Below are 2,730 nucleotides of genomic sequence, written 5' to 3' on the forward strand. Positions count from 1 at the left end.
AATGAAAAAGATATTAACTATATTATTGGGAGTATTGTTTGTAGGATTATCCGCACAAACCACTCCGCCAACAGGAGCAAGTACCACAGAAAACTATGTATATAGCCGAACCTATTTAGAAGCAGTAACTACAAGTAGCACCACCGCCAAACAAGTACAAGGCATCCAATATTTTGATGGCTTAGGCAGACCCAAGCAGAGTATTGCTATTAAAGCATCTCCATTGGGTAGAGATGTGGTAACCCATATAGAATACGACCCATTTGGAAGACAAGTAAAAGATTATTTACCAGTACCACAATCTAGTTCACAAAACGGAACAATTTACAGTTCACCACTATCAAATGCCTCTGCGTCTTATGGAGCAGAAAAGATATACTCAGAAAAAGTATTAGAAAACTCGCCATTAGACAGAGTATTCCAACAGATACAACCTGGGAATGATTGGTCAGGTAAACCCATAAAGTTTGATTACGAAACCAATACTTCAACAGATGTATTGAAGTTTGTAACCACTACTACATGGTTAGATAATGCTACTAAATCTACTTTAAAAATAGATGCTACCAACAAAGCTTATCCTGCCAATCAATTGTATAAAAATAAAGTAACCGATGAAGACGGGAATGTAAGCTATGAATTTAAAAATGGAGAGGGGCAAACACTATTGGTAAGAAAAATGCTCAATGCCACAAATGGTGCAGACACTTACTATGTGTATAATGAATATAATCAATTGGCATTTGTCATCCCACCATTAGCGGTAGATCAATTTAAAAATTTAACTATAGGAGCTACGATTCTAGAAACTGATGCCAATTTACTAAATCTCTGCTACCAATACCGATATGATGGTCAAAATCGTTTAGTAGAAAAGAAACTACCCGGCAAAGGTTGGGAATATATGGTCTATGACCAACAAGACCGCTTGGTACTTACTCAAGATGCTAACTTAGGACAAGGAGTAGCAGGAAATACCAGTTTACCAGGTAAACAATGGCTTTTTACCAAATACGACCAGTTTGGGAGAGTGCTTTATACAGGAATCTACACAAGTACTCAAGCTTATGGCAGTGCAGGAAGAAACGCAGAACAAGCCATTGTAGACAGCAAAGGAGCTAATAACGAAACCAAAAGCGATACCACGTTTACAGTAAGCGGAATGCCTGTTTATTATACCAACTCTACAGGTTATCCTGCCAGCGTTACCAAGCTATTATCTGTCAATTATTATGATGACTATCCTACTGGCAGTCCAACAAGACCAACATCCATATTTAGCATAAATACACTGCCTAATGCATCGTATCCAAACATTACCCTAAAAGGATTACCTACCGCTAGTTATGTAAATAATATAGAAAACGATGCATGGACAAAAAGCTATACATGGTATGATGGCAAAGCAAGAGCAATAGGTAGTCATAGCATTAATTATTTAGGAGGCTACACCAAGACCGAAACAGAGCTAGACTTTGCAGGGGTTCCTCAGAAAACCTATACCTATCACAAAAGATTATCTACAGATACCGAAATCATTGTCAAAGAAAGATTTGAGTATGATGGTCAGAACAGATTGGTAAAACACTTCCATCAGGTAAATACTAACCCTGAAGAGCTTCTTACCTTTAATGAATATAATGAATTAGGACAATTAAAAAACAAGAAAGTAGGAGGCACTACCACACCACTTCAAACGGTAGATTACATGTACAATGTGAGAGGTTGGATGACTCAAGTCAACAACCCAACTGCTTTAGGAACAGATTTATTTGGTTTTCAAATCAATTACCAAAATCCTGATACCACAAAATCATCACCAACAGCCAAATACAATGGAAATATTTCACAAACGAATTGGTCTACTGCAAGTGATCAAGGTGTGTTAAGAACCTACACTTATCAATATGATAAATTAAATAGACTTACAAGTTCAAGTTTATGGGATCAATTGTCTTTAGATAAGGGTGAATACCAAGAAAATCTTACATATGATATTAACGGCAACATAAAAAGTCTCTACAGAACTGGCAAGCAATTGCCTGGCTTCACGAGTCCAGAAAAGATGGATGATCTAGAATATTATTATGAAAATAATGACAAAAGCAATAGATTAAGCTACTTAAAAGAAAAAGTAAATGGAGGAAATGCCACTAGTGGATACCCATTATCATCTGGGCAACAAGGCCAAAACATTACGTATGATGCCAATGGTAATATGACCTCACAATTAGATAAAAACATTACTTCTATTAAGTATAATTATCTTAATTTACCTGTTGAAATCCAGACAACAGAGACAGTTTGGGGGAGTAATGGAGTACCAACGGATTACTATACTAACACCAAATACACATACAATGCATCTGGTGAAAAACTAAAGAAAGAATTTACTTTCTTTGATAAATCCTATGCTGTATACAAAACAAGAATAACAAATTATATTAATGGTTTTCAGTATGATAATAGTCAAAGTAATGGTGTGTATCAATTATTATTCATCCCTACAACAGAAGGTTATGTAAAAAATAATCCATATGGCTATGAAAGTACTACAGTTATTAATAATATTTCGTATATTTACAACTATGTAGACCACCTCGGTAATGTAAGACTGAGTTATGCAGACAGCAATAAAAATGGAGTAATAGACCCAAGCACAGAGATCATTGAAGAAAACAACTATTATCCATTTGGGTTAAAACATAGTGGTTATAACAATTTAGCAGG

The 2,730-nt window shown here is 35.5% G+C and carries 1 protein-coding gene; it reads left to right on the forward strand.

Translation table 11 applies throughout. The features are described from left to right. The coding region (locus IEW40_RS14095) for a DUF6443 domain-containing protein (protein WP_188618760.1) at positions 1–2,730 on the forward strand (2,730 nt) is incomplete at both ends.

Origin of the sequence: Cloacibacterium rupense (assembly GCF_014645495.1) — a bacterium.
In the GTDB taxonomy this organism is placed as follows: Bacteria; Bacteroidota; Bacteroidia; order Flavobacteriales; family Weeksellaceae; genus Cloacibacterium; species Cloacibacterium rupense.